Genomic DNA, 13842 nt, shown 5'->3' with positions numbered 1-13842 from the left:
CGGATGCCCGAGGGGCACACGATCCACCGGCTCGCGGAGGACTTCCGGGAGCGCTTCGGCGGGCTGGCGGTACGGGCCGCCAGCCCGCAGGGCAAGTTCGCCGACGGTGCGGCACTCCTCGACGGCCGGGTCATGACGGACGCCGACGCACACGGCAAGCACCTCTTCCTCGGCTTCGGGGGAGCGGGCTGGGTGCACGTACACCTGGGCCTGTACGGCAAGTTCACCTTCGGTACGGGCCCGGCGCCGGCCCCCGTGGGGCAGGTGCGGCTCCGGCTGGCCGCCGCCGGACGGTACGGCGGAGGCGACGCCGGGTCCGCCGCGGCTTCCGCGCGTTACGTGGATCTGCGCGGCCCTGCTCGCTGCGAGCTGATCACCGAGGACGAGAAGCAGGCCGTCGAGGACCGGCTGGGGCCCGACCCCCTGCGCAAGGACGCCGATCCCGGTGCCGCCTGGTCGCGCGTCTCCCGCAGCCGGACCACCGTGGCCGCCCTGCTGATGGACCAGAAGGTCGTCGCGGGAGTCGGCAACGTCTACCGCGCCGAAGTGCTCTTCCGGCACGGCATCGACCCGTACCGCCCCGGCCGTGGCCTGAGCCGCGGCGAGTGGGACGAACTGTGGGCCGATCTCGTCGAGTTGATGCACGAGGGAGTACGGAACAACCGCATCGACACCGTGCGCCCCCAGCACACTCCCGAGGCCATGGGACGGCCCCCACGCGTCGACGACCACGGCGGCGAGGTCTACGTGTACCGGCGGGCGGGACAGCCCTGCCACATCTGCGGTGAGGCGGTCCGCACCGCGGGGCTGGCAGCCCGCAACCTCTTCTGGTGCCCGCGCTGCCAGCCGTCCTGAACCCGCCGCTTCCCTCCCGCCGGACAGCCGTCCGGCGTCCCGGGGCCGGAGTCCGGTCGTCCTGGTCCGGCACACGTCGGCACAGTGACGGGGGCCGGACGGGGCTCAGAAGCCGTGCGGCAGCCACGGCGCCAGGTCCGTGACGAAGGCGCCCGACGCGGCGCCGAGCGCCCCCTCACGCAACTCGCGTACGAGACCGGCGTGCCCCAGCGTGCGAAGGGCGGTGCAGCCGAGGTAGGCGGCGCTCAACTCCCGTACGGACAGCGCGAGATCGGCCGGGTCCGAGGTGCGCTCGCACGTCGCGCCCGACTCGTCCCCCGCCAGGTGCCAACGGCCCGTGTTCCAGGGGCAGAACTCGTCCACGACCTCCAGGACCACGTCCACCGGGCGGCTGTACGTACGGGCGGCGAGGGCGGCCCCCACCTCCACCGGGCGCGCGAACAGCGCGTCGCGCCAGCGCGGCCTGCACAGCCGTACGTCGTCGCCGATCATGTGCAGCCAGGCGTCGTCCACGGGACGGTTGCGGACGCGCAGCACCGGCTTCAGGTCGATGCCGAAGAGGTAGCGCCACAGCGCCCCGTACGCCGCCGGGTCCAGCGCCTCCACGTCGCGCAGCAGCACGCTGCCGGTCGCGACGCCGTGCTCGTCCCACTCGCTCTTGAGCGCGTAGCGCGCGTACCCCCGCACCTCGCCGTCCTCGCCCTCCGCCAGCACACAGGCGAGAGGGGTGGAGCCGTGGCGTCCGCCGGGCGGGTCCAGGAGGGGGTAGCGCTCCCAGCCGGGTCCGTGACGGAGCATCCCCGGCCGGGCCGTGACCCGCTGCTCGTAGACGGCCTCGCAGGTCGCGGTGGCCGAAGCGGCGTCGTCGACGAGCCTCAGCCGCACCGCGTCCGACTCGGGCGGCACGTGGAGCCTCACCCTGGAGGTGTCGATGTCCGCATCGAGCTGGCGGGCCGCCAGGCCGTACCCGAAACGTCCGTAGATCGTCGGCTCCGAGGCGGTGAGCACCGCAAGCGGTTCCGTGCCCGCCGCCCGGATGTCGTCCAACTGGCGGCGCATGAGGGCCCGCAGGACGCCGCGCCTGCGGTGCGTGGCGGCCACGTGCACCATGGTGACGCCCGCCGTGGGGACCACCGCCCCGCCGGGGACCGTCATCCGGAACGAGAAGAGGCCGGCCGAGCCCACGACGTCGTCCCCGTCCCAGACGGCGAGGGAGCGATCGATTTCGGTCAACTCCCGGTAGAGCTCGCGTTCTTCGCCTTCGAAGCCGCCGAAAGCCCGAGAAATTCCCTTGTACCACTTGTCCCATTCGGACAGTCGCAGCATCCGTAGCTCTGTGGTCATGCGGCATCTCTAGCAGGGCATTCGTGAATGAGCGAACGCGTTTTCCCGCCACACGAGGCCGGTGCACGTGCGTATGCACGTTCCCTTGTCCGTGCACGTCGTGTGCGGAATCGACGCACTGGTCAAAGCACGGATAAGGTCCATCGGCATGGCGGTACGTCGTCCGAGCCTGGCACCTCCCAAGGCCCGGTTGCTCCAGGCGCGCAAGGCGCTGCACCGGGCCCGGACAGTGCTGCGCCGCTCGGCGGTCGACTACTTCCGCGGCGGCGTCTCCGACTGGCTCGCGCTCGGCGCGCTGCTGCTGACGGTCCCCGCGCTGACGGGCCTGACCGTGCTGATGCCGTTGTGGGCGGCCCCCGAGGCGCTCGTGCTGCCACTCATCGCGGGCGGGCTGCTGCTCCGTCCCGCGAGCCTGCTCACGCTGTACGCCTGCACCGCCGTCGCGCTCATCGTGGAGTCGGCGATGCTCGGCCCCTATCAGGACGGCGCGGGACGCGTAACGCCCGGCACCATCCTGGTCGTTGCCGCGGCCGGGCTCTCCGGACTGCTCATCGCGCAGTTCCGCAGCCGCGTCGGAGTGCCCTGGCGCCGGGGCGGCACCATGCTCTTCGACCTCCGCGAACGGATCCGCGTCCAGAGCAAGTTGCCCAGGCTCCCGCGCGGCTGGCACCGCGAGATGGCGCTGCGCCCCGCCGGCGGGCAGTCCTTCTCGGGCGACTTCGTCGTCGCCGCCCGTACCGGCCAGGACGAGCGCACGCTCGAAGTCGTCCTCACGGACGTCTCCGGCAAGGGCATGGACGCCGGATCCCGTGCGCTGCTGCTCTCCGGCGCCTTCGGCGGCCTGCTGGGGTCCCTGCCGCCGCACGCCTTCCTGCCCGCCGCCAACGGCTACCTGCTCCGCCAGGACTGGGACGAGGGCTTCGCCACCTCCGTCCACCTCGTCCTCGATCTGGACAGCGGCGACTACGAACTCTTCTCCGCGGGACACGTCCCCGCCCTGCAGCGTGGCGCGGGCACCGGGAAGTGGGAGCAGAAGTCGGGCGACGGCCCGCTGCTCGGCGTCTACGCGGGTGCCCAGTTCGACCCGGTCAAGGGAACCCTGCAGCAGGGCGACGTACTGATGCTCTTCACCGACGGCCTCGTCGAGACGGCCGAACGCGACCTCGCCGACGGCCTCGACCGGCTCACCGGCGAGGCCGACCGGCACGTGGCCGCCGGCTTCCACGGCGCCGCGTGGCACCTGATAGACGCCGTGGCCCGCGATGTGAACGACGACCGCGCGCTGCTCCTCCTCTGCCGCGGCTGAGCCCGTACCCCCGCTCCGTCTCCCGGGGTCCCGACGCCCGGCGCACCCTCACCGGCGTCGCCGGGGAACGCGGAGAGCGGACGCCTGCCACCGGACGCACGAGAACGGGGCGGCCTGCCCGGCCGCCCCGTTCTCGTGGAGCTGTTGCGCGCTGCGGGCCCCGTGGGGCCGCTGTCCCGCCCTACCCGGTGTGCCTGCCGCCGCCACCCGAGCCGGACGAGTACCCCGAGTACGCCGAGTACGTCGAGCCCGCCGAAGACGGAGACGGAGACCCGGCGTACTGCGCCGAAGGCCTCTCGGGCACCGCCTGACCGTTCCCCGCGCCCTTCTGCCCGTTCCCGGCGGCGGCCGGGTCCGGAGCGGACGGCGTGGCGGGCTGCGGTGCCGCACCCGTCGTCTTCCCGTTCCCGTTCTCCCGCGCCCGTGCCTGCGCCCCGGCGTCCTGCTTGAAGAACCACTCCATCTTCGGCTCCATCGCGAAGCGGAAGACCCTCCGGAACGGCGACGTGCACAGGACGGTCATCATGACCGCCGCCAGCAGCGTGATCCCCACCCGGCTGAGCGGATGGTCGACCCACTCCATGTCGTACCACTCGAACTCTCGCGAGATCTTGATCGGGTAGACGTGCAGCAGGTACGCGTAGAGCGTCCCCGCGCCCAGAGCGGTGAACCACATGTGGCGGCGGGGGACCAGGGAGAGGAAGGCGGCGGTGAGCACCAGCCCGCAGCCGAAGGTGGCCAGCGTCATCACGCCGCCGACCCAGGCGGGCGCACCCAGGTCCTGGGCGGCCTTGTCGTGCAGGAACCAGCCCTTGGACATCCTCGGCACCGCCCAGTACGCGAACAGCAGCGCTCCGGCGAAGACCGGCAGGGCCAGCATCCGGACCTTGCGGCGCGTGACGATCTGGAAGTGCTCGGGGCGCAGTTGCAGGCCCAGGACGAAGTACGGCAGGAAGGCGGCGACCCGCATGAGGTTGAGGTCGTTGCTGATGCTCGGTGTGACGCCCGCCGCCACCGCGATCGCCAGCGCCACCGGCACGGGCCACCGCATGCTCTTCCACAGCGGTGTCGTCAGCCGCCACAGGAAGAGGGCGACGAGGAACCACAGGGCGAACCCGGGTTCCTGGTAGTGGAATTCGCGGTCGGGATTGTCGCTCGCCCACCGCATGAAGAACGTGTAGACGGTCTGGAAGACCACGTACGGCACCAGCACGCCCGTGATGAGCCGCTTGATCTGGCGCGGCTTGCCCTCGAAGCTCCGTGAGAGATAGCCGGAGACGATGATGAACGCCGGCATGTGGAAGGCGTAGAGGACGAAGTAGAGCGCGCCGGCCGCGCGGCTGTCGTCGCGCAGCGGATCCCAGACGTGCCCGACGGCGACGAGCAGGATCGTGAGGTACTTCGCATTGTCGAGAAACGGGTCCCGCTGCTCGGCGGGCTGTTTCCTGACCTTGGCCGGCGGCTCCGCCGACGCATCACGCGCCGCGGACGGGGACTCCTGGCGGACCGGGGGGAGCGGTGCCCGCTCATAACCAGCGTGCAACATCTGCCGCACCTTAGTGCTCAAACCTATGGGGCGTAAATTCTTGTCGGGTTTCCAACACGCCTACCCGGAAGCGTTTTCGACACACGCCGCCGAGCAGGGGCGACCATGGCCAACCCCCGTACAGGCGGGGCTTTTTGGTGGTCTATGCCCGAAATGTAAGGGCTCTGGGGGTGGCGGGGAGGCCTCCTCGGGTCCGTCCCGACGCCCGGGCGGGGCTTGTTTCCCTCGCATCCGGAACGTCTGCGGAGGCTCGTTTGTGATCGACCCCACAGGACTGTACGGGGACCGTGAAATTCGCGTCCGAGGGGCCGGTGAAGTCCCCTTCTCTTGCACATGTTGCATTTTCGCAGCGCACCGCATTGATCGGCGTCCGCTGTCCGGAATTACCGTGCGTAATGCGGACCGCTTCACGGGACTCCGCCCGCGTGGGCGTTCCGTCCGCGTGTAGGTGATGTGTGCACGGGGGAGAAACGCAACGACCGGGCAAGGGCGTTGGCCGATGATTCGTCACTCGGCTCCACCCGCACGTGACTTGGTGGCACGATGGTCAGCGGCGGGGGCGGTGGTGGTGATGTGCCCCTGGGCCGGTGAAGCTTTCCGACCGCAAGGGTGTGATCAGTTGTGGCCATTTCACTGTCTGTGGTGCTGCTGTTGGCAGTCATCCTGGTGGTGATGATCAGGGGTGGCTCGATGAAGGCGGGGCCCGCCGTCGTCGCGGTCCTCTTCGGCTTCTTCCTGGCTTCGACCGGCATGGCACCGTCCATCAACCGGTTCATGAACTCGCTGGCGGACATGATCAACCAGATCAACTTCTAGCGGTCGCGTCGCGTCGCGTACGGCGTCCCGTACGGCGCGTGCCGAGGACGCCGAACGGCCCGGCTCCCCGAGGGGAACCGGGCCGTTCGGCGTGTGTGGAGCGGGCGACGGGAATCGAACCCGCGTAGCTGGTTTGGAAGACCAGGGCTCTACCATTGAGCTACGCCCGCGAGCGCCTCTCGCTGTGCGGAGAACCCGGTGATCATACGTCCGTAGACGTCGAACCGGGGCGACCCGGGGTGAGCCGGGGCATCCGACGGAGCGGCACGGACTGCATCGTAGTGCATGTTCTTCCAGCGCACGATTCTGACCTGCTGCTCACGTGGCCGAAGCGGCTGTGACCTGCGTGCCCGGGTTGCAGAGCCGATCGGAGCCGGGCAGAGGAAAACGCTCTGGTTCGACCCCGGTTCGACCGGAGCCGCCCGAGCCGGAGGGAAACAGCCCCTCCGAGCCGGCTCCGAGCGGGCCGGGTCGTCCGGGGACGATCAGAGGAGACTGCTCTCCGCCCGACCCGGTCGAGCCGCGACGGGGACGCGGCATGCCAACGAGCCCCGTCACGCTGCGATCACGAGACAGAGCCCGTTGTTGTTCGGTAGGTTCTCCGGCGTTCTGCCGCTCCGGTTCCGTATTCGGTCGTCCGGGCCGCAGCAGCCCGTGCGGCGTACGTGCCCGGTGTGCAGGAGACGCGAGGCACAGGGCAGGGGTGCACGCGGAACTGCGCACGAAGTGCGCGAGGGCGGGTGAACGAACGGGCTCTGCCGCACAGGCGGCGGCCGGATGCCCGGAGGGGAGCGGTGCTTCGGGACCCTGCACGGTCGGCTCCGGGTCGCCCGCCGAGCCGGACAAGCATGAAACGACCGCACAGCGCAACAGACCGAAAAAAGGGTGCCAGATCCAGTTGTAAAAACGCACGGGCAGACGTCAGTGCCGGGCAATACACTGCCACACGTCACGGGGGACAGGGGTTTCTGCTCTATGCGCTCATCTGTTTCGGCCCCGCCTGGAGAGGCGGCGGTGTGCAAGGACTTCGACTTCCGGGTGCTGGGGTCACTGGAGGTGGGCCACGGGCGGCGCGTGGTGCAGTTGCCCGCAGGCCGCTTGCGTGTGCTCCTGTCGTGCCTGGTGATGTCGCCCAACAAAGTCGTCTCCAGCGACACGCTGATCGATCGATTATGGGCAGACACCCCGGTCGAACGGGCGCGCGGCGCGCTGCACACCTGCGTGAGACGGCTGCGCCGCCTGCTCTGCCCGGAGTTGGTGCAGACGAGACCCGGCGGGTATGCCCTGCGGGTATCGGTCGACAGAGTGGACCTGCTGCGGTTCCGGGATCTCGTCCGGCGCTCGGAAGCCGCCGGAGACGACTCCGGCGAGAGGCTGGTTCTGCTGCGCGAAGCGCTGGCGCTCCGTCGCGGCGACCCGTTCGCCGATGTCGCCTCCCCGTGGCTGGACCGCGAGGTGGTGCCCCGGCTGAACGAGGAATGGCTGAGCGCTCTGATGTGCCGCATCGACCTCGAGATGGCGGCGGGACGGCACCATGAACTGGTTCCCGAGCTGCGCGAGCTGACGACCGCCCACCCGCTGCACGAGGCGAGCTGGCAGCGTCTGATCCTGGCCCTGCACCGGTGCGGTCGCCGCGCCGAGGCTCTGGAGGCGTACCAGCAGGTCCTCGCGATCCTCCGGGACGAGTTGGCGCTCGATCCCAGCAACGAGCTGCGGGAACTGCACCGGTCCATCCTCGGCGGCGGCGCGACCCCCTCCCCCGTCGGCGGCGCGGGTGAGCAGGAGCCGGTCGCGGGCACGATCGTCCATCCCGCCGTCGATCCGCCTGTGCAGTCGCCGTCGATCCGCCCGCAGCAGCTTCCGCAGGGCATCCCCTGTTTCACCGGCCGCACCATGGAGCTGGCCACACTGGACGGCCTGCTGCCCGCCGAACACGGTCAGTCCGCACAGAAGACGGCGGTCGTCGTGGTCGACGGGGCGGCGGGAGCCGGAAAGACCACCCTGGCGGTGCACTGGGCGCACCGCGTGCGTGACCGGTTTCCCGACGGGCAGCTCTACGCCGATCTCCGCGGCTACGGTATGGGCGCTCCGGTGGAGCCCACCGCTGTCCTGGAGATGTTCCTGCAAGCGCTGGGCGTCCCCGCGCAGCAGATCCCGCCGGAACTGGACGGCCGCTCCGCGCTGTTGCGCAGCACCCTGGCCGACCGGCGGGTGCTCGTGCTGCTGGACAACGCGCGCGACTCCGCGCAGGTGCGTCCGCTGCTGCCCGGCTCGCACTGCCTGGTCCTGGTCACCAGCCGCAGCCAGTTGCGCGGCTTGGCCGTGCGGGAAGGCGCCTACCGTGTCGGCCTCAACTGGCTCTCTGTCGAGGAGTCGGTCACCTTGCTCGCCGGTGTCCTGGGCGAGGACCGGATCGCGGCCGAGCCGGACGCCGCCGTGCAACTCGCCGGTCTGTGCGCTCACATGCCCCTGGCTCTGGCCCTGGCCGCCGAACGCATCCACCACCTGTCCGGCCCGGGCAACGGGACGGGCCCGGCGGCCGGGCACTCCGTCCCGCTGTACGACCTCGTCGCTGAACTCGCCGTGGAGCGGGACCGGTTGGACGTGCTCAGTGTGGGCGACGACGAGACCTCAGCGGTTCGCGGCGTCTTCTCCTGGTCCTACGACGCACTCGACACGGCCGCCGCCGGCGCGTTCCGCGTCCTCGGCCTGCACTCCGGGCCCGACATCAGCACCGAGGCGGCGGCCGTGCTCATCGGCGTCGGCAGGGACCAGACGCGGCGGCTGCTGGAAGGGCTGGCGGACCGGGGCCTGCTGGAGCGGACCAGCCGGACCCGGTACCGGTTCCACGACCTGATGCGCCTGTACGCGGCCGAACGGGCTGAGGCGGAGGAGAGCGAACCGACCCGGCTGGCAGCGCTGCATCGGGTCCTGTCCTGGTACATGCACACCGCCGATGCGGCCGAGCGCATACTCAACCCCGGCCACCAGCACCGTCCGCCCGACCCGCCCGAGGAGGGCTGCGAACCGCTTGCCTTCTCCTCGCGCGAGGAGGCGCTGCGGTGGTGTGAGACAGAGCGCGCCAACCTGATGGCCGCTGTCCGGCTCGCCTTCGAGATCGGCGAGTACGCCATCGCCCGGCGGCTCCCGACCGTCCTGTGGGGCTTCTTCGACCTGCGTAAACACTGGGGCGACTGGATCGAAAGCCACAGAGTGGGCCTCGCCGCTGCCCAGGCGCAGGGTGATCGGTACGGCGAAGCCTCGGTGCTGACCAGCATCGGCCTCGCCCGGTAGGACCAGCGGCGGCTCACCGAAGCGCTGAAGTGGCTCGGGGAGGCGCTCGTGCCATGACGCGAGCATCGGGAACCGCTGGGGGAGGGCATCGCGTTGCGGGACCTGTGCCTGACGTACGCCGCCCTCGGCCGGACGAGGAGACCATCGCCTGGTGCCGACACGCCCTCGCCCGCTGCCGCGAGCCAGGCGCCCGGCGCACCAGGGCCCGCATCCTCAACCGGTTGACCCGCGCCCTGTGCGGGACGGGCCGGTCGGAGGAGGCACGGCAGGTATGGGAGCGGGCCGGCCGTCTTCGAGGAGCCGGGGGACTCGAACGCTGCCACGGCAGGCGATCTTCTCGGTGCGGCAGCGGTCGGCGCAGGCTGGTGACGCCGTCATGTCCGCTGACACATACCTGTCACCCACTGCGAGGTTTGTGACAGCGGGCCTGTGCTCAACTGAGGCGTCCGCGAAGGGGAAACCGAGCCGCATACCTCCGAGGCACGGCAAGAGCCTTGTCCGCGGGGCGCCCGGTCACACATCCCCCGGGCCGACGGACACGGGAACGGGGGCACATCCAGCCACAGGTACACGGGGGTTCCTGATGCCCGGGGCCGTAACTCTTCGACGCTATTCGGAAGACGCGGCGGTGAGAGCGGCTGCCACGGGCGGGGACCGACGGTGGCCGGGACAACCGGCCTCCCCGGATTCCCGGCCCGTCGAACGGGGTGGCGCCGGGTCCGGAATCTCGCGGACGAGGGCCGCAGTGACAGCGACGGGTCAGGGGCATGACGCCTTGCCGTGGATGTCGGAGCACCCAAAAACGTCGATCGGAAGGACCCATGGCACATCTCATCAGCCTCGAAGAGGCCGAGAAGCTGGACGTCGAGCACGTGCACGACCTGTACCGCACGTACATCAACAAGAGTCAGGTCCGGCTGATGACCTCCTTCGGCTTCGGCCGGGAGCTCGTCGACCACGCCGAGGGCGCCTACGTCCACACACGTGACGGCCGCAGCATCCTGGACTTCACCGGCGGTGTCGGTGTCCTCAACCACGGACACAACCACCCGCGCATCCTCGCCGCCCGCCAACGCTTCCAGGAGCAGCGGCGCATGGAGGTGCACAAGACCTACTTCTCGCCGTACCTGGCGGCGCTGGGGCACAACCTGGCGGCGGTCCTCCCCGGTGACCTGAACCGTTCGTTCCTGCCCAACTCCGGGGCGGAGGCGGTCGAGGGCGCCGTCAAGCTCGCGTACAAGTACCACGACGGGAAGCGGCAGACGATCCTGCGCGCGGACTGCAGCTTCCACGGCAAGCTGCTCGGTTCCGGCGGGCTCACGGGCAGCGCGCAGAACACCTTCGCGTTCCCCACGATCCCCGGCATCCGCACCTTCGAGTACGGCGACATCGCGTCCGTCCGCAAGGTGATCGAGGAGTCCCGCGGCGAGCGCGGACGCAGCGACGTGTACGCGCTCCTGATCGAACCGTTCAGCGCGTCCACGATCCGCTGGTGCTCCGAGGAATTCCTGCGTGAGCTGCGTGAGTTGTGCACCGCCGAGGACATCGTCCTGATCTTCGACGAGATCTACACCGGCTGGGGCAAGACCGGCAGCATGTTCTACTTCACCCGGTACGAGGGCCTGGTGCCGGACGTGGTGACGACCTCCAAGTCGTTCGGCGGGGGCAAGTCCTCCGTCTCCGCGTACGTGGCGCGCGAAACGGTTTTCCGCAAGGCCTACGACAACATGGCCGACGCCATGATGCAGAGCACGAGTACGACGTACTACGGCTTCGGCGAGGAGACCGCGACCGCCATCGAGGCCGTCGCCGTGGCGGTCGAGGACGACTACCCGGCACGCGCCCGCGCGCTGGAGGCCGTGCTCCGCCCGGGACTTGAGCGGCTCCGCGAGCAGTACCCGCAGCTGATCTCCGAAGTACGCGGCGCCGGCGCGCTGTTCGGGGTCTTCCTCTCCGGCGGCCCCAAGGTGCTGGACCTCATCGGCAAGCTGCCGGCGGGCGATCTGGCCAAGGACCCGCTGATCCGTACGAAGATCGTCACCGCCGCGGTGATCCACACCCTGTACCGCAAGCACGACGTGTACACCTACAACACCCTCAACGGCCGGAGCCCGCTGGTCGTGAGCCCGCCGCTGGTGGCGGAACCGGAGGACGCCGAGCGGTTCCTGGAGGCCCTGGACGCGACGCTCGGCGAGGGCATGAACCGGCTGCTCGCCCGCTTCGTACGCGAGCGGGTGAGCTCGTGGTGAAGGACACGGACGCCCCCGACGACCCGCCGTCGCCGGAGAGTTCGGGCCTCCCCGGCCTCCCTGCCCACGTTGCCGTGACCGGCGCGGCCGGTGTGCTCGGCGGCCGCCTCGTGGACCGGCTTCTGGAGTCGGGCGCCCAGCTCCGCGCGTTCGACCTGCGCGAGGTGCCCGCGAAGCCCGGACTGAAGGCGTTCACCGGCGACATCCGTGATCCGCGGGCGCTCGCCGAGGCGTTCGAGGGCGCGGACGCCGTCGTGCACTGCGCCTCCGCGCTGCCCAGCTACCCCGAGGCCGACATCCGGTCGATCGTCGTCGACGGCACCACCACGGTGCTGGAGGCGGCCCGCGCCGCGGCGGTGCCGCGGGTGGTGCACGTCTCCTCCACCGCCGTGTACGGGCTGCCGAAGCTGGTGCCGACGCCCGAGGAGCACCCGCGCGAGCCCGTCGACCCGTACAGCCGCGCGAAGGCGGCGGCGGAGGAGGTGGCCGAGCGCTTCCGGGCGGACGGGATGTGCCTGCCGGTGATCCGGCCCAAGACCTTCGTGGGGCCGGGCCGGATGGGCCTGTTCGACATGCTCTTCCAATGGGCCGAGGAGGGCCGGCACTTCCCCGTGCTCGGGAAGGGCGACGTCCGTATCCAGATGCTCGGACTCGACGACCTCGTGGACGCGCTGCTGGAGGTGCTGCGCGCCCCGGACGACGTGGCCTGCGACACGTACAACATCGCCGCCGCCGAATTCGGCACGCTGCGCGAGGACTTCCAGTGCGTGCTGGACGCGGCTGGGCACGGCCGCCGTGTGGTGCCGCTGCCCGCGGGCCCGGCGGTCGCCGTGCTGCGCACGCTGGAGCGGACGAAGCTGTCCCCCGTGTACGGCCGGCTGGTCTCCAAGCTGCTCGCCGACTCGTACGTCAGCGTCGACAAGGTCCGCGACAAGCTCGGGTTCCGTCCGCGACTGTCCAATCAGGACGCCGTGCTCCGTACGTTCGACTGGTGGCGCACGCAGCGCGCGGCGGCCGCGGACGCCCCGGCGGGCAAGAGTGCCGGACGGACCAGCACGGACCCGTGGAAGCAGGGCGTGCTCGGACTCGCGAAGGTGTTCTTCTGATGGCGGCTTCGGACGCGCCGGGCGGGGACTCGTCCGCACGCACGGCCGACGTGACCACGGAGCGGGACACCGCACCGGAGCCGGCACAGGACACGGCACCGGAGCCGGCACAGGACACCGCACAGGAGCCGGCACAGGAGTCGGAGTCGGCACAAGAGCAGGGATCGGCGGAGGAACCGGCCGGTGAGGAACCCGCCGCCCGCCGCTGGTGCTGGGGAACGCGACTGCTGGTGGCGGGCACGGCGCTCTGGACGGTCCTCCTCGTCCTGCACATCACGCTCACCGGTCGCTGGCGGCCATGGCTCGTCGTCGAGATCGTCCCGCCGCTGACCGCGGTGGTGGTGCCTCTGCTGCTGCTCGTAGCCGTACCGTTCGCGACGCCGGTGCGCCGCTGGCTGTCCGCGGTCCTGGTGCTCCTGCTGCTGGCCGGGGCGTATCTGGCCGGCTTCGGATGGACGGGCACCACCTCGGACAGCGCCCGCGGCACGGAGGTCAAGGTCTTCGCCTGGTCCACGGACTACTGGCAGATGGCGGCCGACGACAAGGACGCCTTCTACGAGTTCCTGCGCCGCCAGGACGCCGACGTGTACCTCCTGCACGAATACCTCAACTGGAACTACACGAACCGGGACGAGCAGCAGATCTGCACGAGCCCTGTCCGCATCGACGACACGGCCCGGCTGCGCGCGGAGTTTCCCGGCTACCGGCTGCTCGTGCAGGGTGAGTTGCTCACTCTGACCCGGTTGCCCGTCGTCGCGACGTCGAAGCAGAAGGCTCCGGACAAGGGTGAGGACTGGTACTGGAAGTTGGCCAAGGCTCAGCGCACCGACATTCGCGCGGGCGGGCGGACGGTCTCCTTCTACAACGTGCACCTGCCGATCCGCTTCCGGCCCTGCGACATCCGCTACGGGTGGGACCGTTTCCGCCAAGCCTCCCAGGACCAGGAGGACTGGTGGATCAGGGAGCTGCGCAAGCTGCGCGCGGACCTGGGCAGCAACTCCCACCCGGCCGTGGTGGCCGGCGACTTCAACGCGGCCTGGATGGATCGTTACCCGCTCGGAGCCGGTACGCGGCCGCACAGCCCGGGCGGCTCCCTGCTTCCCGACCGCACCTGGCCCGCCTGCGAAGGCTCCTGCTCACTGCCCCAGTCGTGGCGCGTACTGCCCCAACTGTGGCGTTTCGACTGGCTGTTCACCAGCGACGACCTGGCGGTCTCCAGCTACCGGCTCCGCGGCGGCGAAGCCCTCTCGGACCATGCGGCTCAGAAGATCCGCCTGGTCGTCCCGCGCAAGGAGTCGTCCGCGCACGCCCGATGACGTCCCGTAC

General features: G+C 70.5%; 9 protein-coding genes and 1 tRNA gene. 7 read left to right on the top strand and 3 right to left on the bottom strand.

Going from position 1 to position 13842, the window contains the following annotated elements:
- Positions 1-3: 3 nt before the first annotated feature.
- Positions 4-855, top strand: a complete 852-nt coding sequence (locus ACFPA8_RS04075; protein ID WP_386442321.1) for an Fpg/Nei family DNA glycosylase — start codon at positions 4-6, stop codon at positions 853-855.
- Between the two features lie 105 nt (positions 856-960).
- Here the strand turns inward: ACFPA8_RS04075 and ACFPA8_RS04070 are convergent, their stop codons facing one another.
- A complete protein-coding gene (locus tag ACFPA8_RS04070) occupies positions 961-2199 on the bottom strand; it encodes a GNAT family N-acetyltransferase (RefSeq protein ID WP_386442318.1) in 1239 nt (412 codons plus the stop codon).
- Between the two features lie 148 nt (positions 2200-2347).
- Between ACFPA8_RS04070 and ACFPA8_RS04065 the strand changes: the two genes are divergently transcribed.
- Entirely contained in the window at positions 2348-3505 is a 1158-nt protein-coding gene (locus ACFPA8_RS04065; protein WP_386442315.1) for a PP2C family protein-serine/threonine phosphatase, read from the top strand.
- Between the two features lie 181 nt (positions 3506-3686).
- Here ACFPA8_RS04065 and ACFPA8_RS04060 read toward each other — a convergent pair whose 3' ends face one another.
- A complete protein-coding gene (locus tag ACFPA8_RS04060; RefSeq protein ID WP_386442312.1) occupies positions 3687-5051 on the bottom strand; it encodes an acyltransferase family protein in 1365 nt (454 codons plus the stop codon).
- 621 nt (positions 5052-5672) lie between these two features.
- Here ACFPA8_RS04060 and ACFPA8_RS04055 point away from each other — a divergent pair.
- On the top strand, positions 5673-5867 hold the full coding sequence (locus ACFPA8_RS04055) for a hypothetical protein (protein ID WP_386442309.1): 195 nt from the start codon (positions 5673-5675) through the stop codon (positions 5865-5867).
- A gap of 96 nt (positions 5868-5963) precedes the next feature.
- Here the strand turns inward: ACFPA8_RS04055 and ACFPA8_RS04050 are convergent.
- Positions 5964-6037 (bottom strand) — tRNA-Gly (locus tag ACFPA8_RS04050).
- A gap of 844 nt (positions 6038-6881) precedes the next feature.
- On the opposite strand from ACFPA8_RS04050, the gene ACFPA8_RS04045 reads away from it, so the two are divergent.
- The 4 genes from ACFPA8_RS04045 to ACFPA8_RS04030 all read left to right on the top strand — a co-directional run bounded on the left by ACFPA8_RS04045 (position 6882) and on the right by ACFPA8_RS04030 (position 13832).
- Positions 6882-9161, top strand: a complete 2280-nt coding sequence (locus tag ACFPA8_RS04045; RefSeq protein ID WP_386442306.1) for an AfsR/SARP family transcriptional regulator — start codon at positions 6882-6884, stop codon at positions 9159-9161.
- An 821-nt stretch (positions 9162-9982) separates the two neighbouring features.
- A complete protein-coding gene (locus tag ACFPA8_RS04040; RefSeq protein WP_386442304.1) occupies positions 9983-11410 on the top strand; it encodes an aspartate aminotransferase family protein in 1428 nt (475 codons plus the stop codon).
- Between the two features lie 74 nt (positions 11411-11484).
- Positions 11485-12516: an NAD-dependent epimerase/dehydratase family protein gene (locus ACFPA8_RS04035; protein ID WP_386442834.1), complete on the top strand. Its 1032-nt coding sequence runs from the start codon at positions 11485-11487 to the stop codon at positions 12514-12516.
- Entirely contained in the window at positions 12516-13832 is a 1317-nt protein-coding gene (locus tag ACFPA8_RS04030; protein ID WP_386442301.1) for an endonuclease/exonuclease/phosphatase family protein, read from the top strand. Before ACFPA8_RS04035 ends, ACFPA8_RS04030 begins: the two co-directional genes overlap by 1 nt.
- Positions 13833-13842 lie beyond the last annotated feature (10 nt).

Origin of the sequence: Streptomyces ovatisporus, assembly GCF_042653885.1 — a bacterium.
Lineage (GTDB): Bacteria > Actinomycetota > Actinomycetes > Streptomycetales > Streptomycetaceae > Streptomyces > Streptomyces ovatisporus.
This window is presented reverse-complemented; position numbering and strand designations above follow the sequence as displayed.

What these genes read in the sequence shown, in the direction of transcription:
- ACFPA8_RS04075 (WP_386442321.1), top strand. Translation starts at nt 4, where the DNA reads ATGCCCGAGGGGCACACGATCCACCGGCTCGCGGAGGACTTCCGGGAG.
- ACFPA8_RS04070 (WP_386442318.1), bottom strand. Translation starts at nt 2,199, where the DNA reads ATGACCACAGAGCTACGGATGCTGCGACTGTCCGAATGGGACAAGTGG.
- ACFPA8_RS04065 (WP_386442315.1), top strand. Translation starts at nt 2,348, where the DNA reads ATGGCGGTACGTCGTCCGAGCCTGGCACCTCCCAAGGCCCGGTTGCTC.
- ACFPA8_RS04060 (WP_386442312.1), bottom strand. Translation starts at nt 5,051, where the DNA reads ATGTTGCACGCTGGTTATGAGCGGGCACCGCTCCCCCCGGTCCGCCAG.
- ACFPA8_RS04040 (WP_386442304.1), top strand. Translation starts at nt 9,983, where the DNA reads ATGGCACATCTCATCAGCCTCGAAGAGGCCGAGAAGCTGGACGTCGAG.
- ACFPA8_RS04030 (WP_386442301.1), top strand. Translation starts at nt 12,516, where the DNA reads ATGGCGGCTTCGGACGCGCCGGGCGGGGACTCGTCCGCACGCACGGCC.